Annotated in this window: 5 protein-coding genes; 2 read left to right on the forward strand and 3 right to left on the reverse strand. The window is 40.9% G+C overall.

From position 1 onward, the window contains the following. On the reverse strand, positions 1-376 hold a 376-nt coding region (locus RQ763_RS08580), incomplete at its 3' end, for a UvrD-helicase domain-containing protein (protein ID WP_314152386.1). 111 nt (positions 377-487) lie between these two features. Next, positions 488-985, reverse strand: coding sequence for a rubrerythrin family protein (locus tag RQ763_RS08585; RefSeq protein WP_314152387.1), 498 nt, complete (start codon positions 983-985; stop codon positions 488-490). Between the two features lie 103 nt (positions 986-1,088). Here RQ763_RS08585 and RQ763_RS08590 point away from each other — a divergent pair, with 103 nt between their 5' ends. Next, positions 1,089-3,719, forward strand: a complete 2,631-nt coding sequence (locus RQ763_RS08590) for a valine--tRNA ligase (protein ID WP_314152389.1) — start codon at positions 1,089-1,091, stop codon at positions 3,717-3,719. Beyond that, positions 3,720-5,363, forward strand: coding sequence for a SulP family inorganic anion transporter (locus RQ763_RS08595; protein WP_314152390.1), 1,644 nt, complete (start codon positions 3,720-3,722; stop codon positions 5,361-5,363). On the opposite strand, the gene RQ763_RS08600 is transcribed toward RQ763_RS08595, so the two are convergent. Continuing rightward, a partial coding sequence (locus RQ763_RS08600) for an EAL domain-containing protein (protein ID WP_314152391.1) occupies positions 5,344-6,004 on the reverse strand: 661 nt, incomplete at its 5' end. The genes RQ763_RS08595 and RQ763_RS08600 overlap by 20 nt on opposite strands.

Here is a 6,004-nt window from a genome sequence, read left to right on the forward strand (position 1 = left end):
CGATATGCCCGAATGAGCGCTTTTCATAGACGCTTCTAAAGAGTGTTTTTAGCTCTCTTTGCTGTTTAAGGACGACCTTTTTGTCTTGTTTCTTCAGCCATCTGTAACTAACCGCGTGAAAGGTTCCTGCATCGATTTTAGAAGCCACATCTTTACCGAAAAACTCTGCAACGCGCTGCACCATTTCGGCTGCGGCTTTATTTGTAAATGTTAGAAGTAAAATTTCTGTGGGCTTTACGCCTTTGCTTAAGAGGTAAGCTATTCTTCCAACGATTGTAGATGTCTTCCCAGTTCCTGCCGAAGCGATAATGAGATTTTGTTCGTTGGAGGATGTAGCTGCAAAATATTGTTCTTCATTTAAACGCGAAAGTGGCAAAAAAACTCCTATAAGACTAAGAGTGGAATTATACCGATTTAAGCTTATTTAATCGATTTCTAAAAGCCTAGTAGTTTTACTAAACATCATCATACTAAACGCCAAGAAGTTTTAAATCTGAACAAAAGCAGATGGTTTCACTCCGCATACTGGGCAGTTTTTTGTAGGCTCTCCAAGTTCGATATAACCGCATATCGGGCAGAGATAAATCCCTACTTCATCAATATCTTTGCCCTCTTTTACCGCCTGAAATGCTTTTTTGTAAAGCTCGGCATGAACCTTTTCGGCTTCAAGCGCATATCCAAACATCTTTTTTGCTTTATGCCCCTCCGCTACGGCTTTTTCATACATCGGCGGGTACATATCTTCATACTCATAAGTCTCTCCGCCGATTGCCGCTTCAAGGTTCTCTAGCGTCGAACCGATTTTCTCCATCGCCTTTAAGTGTCCCTCGGCATGGATTTTCTCAGCCTCTGCCGTTGTACGAAAAAGTTTTGCGATATTGGCAAATCCATCTTTTTGGGCTTGTTTTGCAAACGCACTATATTTCTGATATGCTCCGCTTTCTCCGCTAAACGCTACTTCTAAATTCTCTTTTGTAGTTGGCATAACAACTCCTTACTGATTTTTTAGATTGTATCTTCGATAAGTTAATGCTCACAACATTTACGCTATAATCGCAAAAATTTTAATACGTTTTAAGGTCGATTACATGTCAGAAAAGAGCTATGAACCAAGCATAACGGAAGATACATTTTACAAAATATGGGAAGAGAGAGGCTACTTTGAAGTAGATGGCAACAAAGCCATTCAAGAAGATGCAAAAAACTTCTCCATTATGATGCCTCCTCCAAATGTTACGGGTCGTCTTCACATAGGTCATGCACTTACTTTTACGCTTCAAGACATCATTACCCGCTACAAAAGAATGGACGGATATAAAACTCTTTGGCAGCCCGGAACCGACCATGCGGGGATTGCAACGCAAAATGTAGTCGAGAAACAGCTTCTTGCAGAGGGTACTACAAAAGAGGAGATCGGCAGAGAGGAGTTTTTAAAGCGTGCATGGGCTTGGAAAGAGGAGTCTGCGGGAATAATGACTTCACAACTGCGCAAAATGGGCGTCTCTCCTGCATGGAAGCGTGAGCGTTTCACTATGGATGAGGGGCTTCAAAAGTCTGTAAAAGAGGCTTTTGTTCATCTTTATAACCAAGGACTTATAGTTCGCGGAAACTACATGGTCAACTGGTGTACGCATGACGGCGCACTTAGCGATATTGAGGTCGAGCATGAAGATCATGATGGAAAGTTCTACCATATAAAGTACCCCTTTGCTGATGGAAGCGGTTTTGTTGAAGTGGCAACCACAAGACCTGAAACATACTTCGGCGACACCGCGGTTATGGTTCATCCAGATGATGAGAGGTACAAGCATCTTATAGGCAAAAAGATAAGACTTCCTCTAACTAACAGAGAGGTCGCAATTATTGCGGACGAACATGTAGACATGACCTTTGGAACAGGCGTGGTTAAAGTGACTCCCGCGCATGACCAAAACGACTACGAGGTAGGCAAAAGACACGATTTGGAGTTTATCACCGTGTTTGATGAGAAGGGTATTTTAAACGAATATGCAGGAGAGTTTCAAGGGCTAGAGCGTCTTGAGGCAAGAGAGATAATCGTAAAAAAACTCGAATCTGAAGGTTTTGTAGTAAAGATTGAAGATCACAAACATCAGGTCGGACACTGCTACAGATGTAAAAATATCGTTGAACCATACATCTCAAGACAGTGGTTTGTCAGAAGCGAAGTTGCTAAAAAATCAATAGAAAAAACAAACAACGGCGAAGCGAAATTTTTCCCGCCTCACTGGATTAACTCATACAACTCATGGATGGGAGATTTAAGAGACTGGTGTATCTCCCGTCAGCTTTGGTGGGGACATCAGATTCCTGTATTTTACTGCGACGACTGTGAGCATGAGTGGGCAAGTCTCAAAGACTCAGAGCATGAGTGCCCAAAGTGTGCTTCAAAAAATATTCATCAAGACCCTGATGTACTAGATACTTGGTTTAGCTCCGCTCTATGGCCTTTCTCAACACTTGGCTGGGGAAATGGCGACGTAGAGATGGACAAACTTTTTACCTCTCAAGATATGAAAGATTTTTATCCAAACTCGCTTCTTATTACGGGTTTTGACATCCTCTTTTTCTGGGTTGCCAGAATGATGATGATGGGCGAGAGTTTCATGGGAGAACTTCCGTTTAACCATATCTATCTGCATGCGCTTGTACGCGATGAGAATGGGCAGAAGATGAGCAAATCAAAAGGCAATGTTATCGACCCGCTGGATATGGTAGAGAAGTACAGTGCCGATATTCTCCGCTTCACTCTTGCTATCAGTGCGGCGCAAGGGCGTGACATAAGAATGAGTACGGATAAGCTGGAACAAAACCGCAACTTTACAAACAAACTATATAACGCGGCAAAATTCCTGCAGATGAACGTAGATACATTTCCTGATTTAAAAGGTTTTTGTGTTGAGAGCTCGCTTGGAAGATATATGCTCTCACGCCTAAATGTCGCTACGGCGGAAGTTCGCTCATGCATGGATGAGTACAGATTTAACGATGCGGCAACGGCCGTTTACCGCTTTATCTGGAATGAGTTTTGTGACTGGGGAATCGAGCTTAGCAAAGCCGACAAAGGCGCAATAGTCGAACTTGGAGCGATTTTCAAAGAGTCTATGAAGCTTCTACACCCGTTTATGCCTTTTATTACAGAGTATCTCTACCATGAACTCTCGGGGACAAACTTAGAGAACGCAGACTCTGTTATGATTATGAAGTATCCCCACAAGACAAAAAAACGTCTCAAGGATGAAGCAAGATTTGAAATAATCATGGACGTAATCATCTCCGTTAGACGCGCCAAAGTCTTGGTAGATTTAGCAAATCAAAAGATAGAGAAAGTGTATGTAAAAATAGACGGTATCTCATATGAGGAGCAAGAGCTTATGAAGCCTTTTATCCTCAAACTTGCCAAAGTAGATGTTGTAGAGTTTACCGACTCTAAGGTAGAAAATGCGGTAAGCGACATCTCGCAAAAATGTGAGACTTTTATACCGACACAAAGCATAGACCTCACATCAATTATTAACCGTCTCACAAAGCAGGATGAAAAGCTCCAGAAGGAGATAGACAAACTGGGCGGTATGCTAAACAATGAGAGATTTGTAGCAAACGCACCTGAAGAAGTTTTAGCAAAAAACAGAGAACTTCTAGCAGATGCGCAGAGCAAACAAGCAAAAGTAATAGAACAGTTGAATTCGCTGAAAAACTAAATGAACAAAGTTTTTGAACCTAAACTTTTTACGCTTCTAAAGTCCGGAATAAGCAAAGAACAGCTTATCTCCGACATTTTTGCAGGTATCGTTGTCGGCATAGTTGCTCTTCCTCTCTCCATCGCATTTGCCGTAGCTTCAGGTGTTTCACCAGAAAAAGGTCTTATTACGGCGATTGTTGCGGGATTTATTATATCTTTGCTCGGCGGAAGCAGAGTGCAAATAGGCGGTCCTACAGGGGCATTTATCGTAATAATATATGCAATTGTTCAGCAATACGGGATTGATGGTCTCATCATCTCTACCATGATGGCGGGAGTTATTCTCATACTTTTTGGGCTTTTACGTCTTGGCAATCTTTTAAAATACTTTCCGCATCCGCTGATTGTAGGCTTTACAAGCGGAATCGCCGTCATAATATTCTCAACGCAGATTAAAGATGCGCTGGGACTTAGCCTTGAAAAAATGCCCTCTGAGTTTTATCAAAAATGGGTAGTCTATTTTTCTCATGTACAAGAGGTCAACCTCTACGCAGTTGTAATTACCATTGCTACGATTTTGATAACAATATATTCAAAAAAGACAACAACTAAAGTTCCTGGCTCTTTTATTGCCATTGTTTTTATCACTCTTGTTGTTCAAGTTGCAAATATTCCAGTAAGTACAATTGAGTCATTTTTCGGTGAAATCCCAAATACTTTTAATTTTTTGCTACCGAACATTGAGATGGAGAACCTCTATATCTATATCGCACCTGCCCTAACTATAGCACTGCTTGGAGGGGTAGAGTCTCTTCTCTCTGCCGTTGTGGCAGATGGCATGATAAGCGGTAACCACCGCTCAAACACGGAGCTTATAGCTCAAGGGATTGCAAATATAGTCACTCCGATATTTGGCGGTATTGCAGCAACGGGAGCAATTGCAAGAACTGCTACAAATGTAAAAAATGGCGGAAGAACCCCGATAGCCGGAATTGTTCATGCTCTGACTCTGCTGCTTATCATGTTCTTTTTTGCAAGTTATGCAAAGCTAATTCCAATGGCATGTTTGGCAGGAATTTTGATTGTCGTTGCTTACAACATGAGCGAATGGCGCTCTTTTATCTCGATTTTAAAAGGCTCTCCTTTTGACATTATAGTTCTGCTTAGTACCTTTTTGCTTACCGTGTTTGTAGATTTAACCGTGGCAATAGAGATTGGGATTGTTCTTTCATCACTTCTGTTTATGAAAAGAATGGCTGACATCGGCATAAAAACTCCATGTCATGTTGACAGCGACCTGCTTGAGGATTACTCTAATTTGCCTGAGGGTGTATCCATATATGAGATAAGCGGTCCGCTCTTTTTCGCATCCGCAAAACAGTACTCTGGAGTTATAAAGGAGATAGGTCTTAAGAGCAAGATACTAATCATCCGTATGCGCCATGTTCCTTTTGTGGACTCGACGGCTATTCATAATTTTGCAGAGATGATAAAGACGCTTCAAAAATCAGATGTCAGACTACTTCTCTCGGGTGTAAATAGCGATGTGCTCGAAGATTTGAAAAGACATGAGATAACATCTTTAATTGGCGATGAAAATATACTTGACTCCTTTGATGAGGCGGTAAAACGAGCCAAAGGTATTACTGTAGCTCCTCTTTAGGTTCACCGAAATAGTAGCCTTGAGAGTAGTCGACTCCAAGCTCCTCTACTTTTGCCTGAACCTCTCTACTATGAACAAATTCTGCTATAACCTTAATGTTGCTTTTTTTACAAAGCAAAACAACAGCCTCAACAATGATTAAACTGTTTTTATCACTTAGAATATTTTTTATAAAAGAGCCGTCAATTTTTAGATAATCCGGCGAGAACTCAAGAAGTCTTGAGAAGTTTGAACTTTGAGAGCCAAAATCATCTATAGAGATTTTAAAGCCGTAATACCGAAGGGAGTTGAGCTGAGCAAGTATTTCCGGTGTGTTGATTGTACTTATATCTTCAAGCATCTCTAACGTAACTTTTGAGGGAGTGATGCAATATCTTTGAGCGCTTTTTAAAAGGTGTTCCTCAAGATAGTTGAGATGCAAATCCGTGCTTGTTATATTTATAGAAAATTCATACTCAGTATCACTAAATTTTTTAAAACTCTGTTCTATCACGGTTTTTGTGAGAAGTGCCAATGTTCCCGTAAGTCGAGAGGCTTCCATAAACCTTATGGGAGGAATTATTATTCCGTCATTTCTTATTCTTATTAGACACTCATATTTCTCTGTTTTTTTTGTTTTATTGTTTATTATCGGCTGATAA

The sequence above is a fragment of the Sulfurimonas sp. genome, from assembly GCF_032250635.1.
Classification (GTDB): domain Bacteria; phylum Campylobacterota; class Campylobacteria; order Campylobacterales; family Sulfurimonadaceae; genus Sulfurimonas.

Excerpts from the sequence above, each read along its gene's own strand:
- RQ763_RS08585 (WP_314152387.1), bottom strand. The coding sequence starts at position 985 with ATGCCAACTACAAAAGAGAATTTAGAAGTAGCGTTTAGCGGAGAAAGC.
- RQ763_RS08590 (WP_314152389.1), top strand. The coding sequence starts at position 1,089 with ATGTCAGAAAAGAGCTATGAACCAAGCATAACGGAAGATACATTTTAC.
- RQ763_RS08595 (WP_314152390.1), top strand. The coding sequence starts at position 3,720 with ATGAACAAAGTTTTTGAACCTAAACTTTTTACGCTTCTAAAGTCCGGA.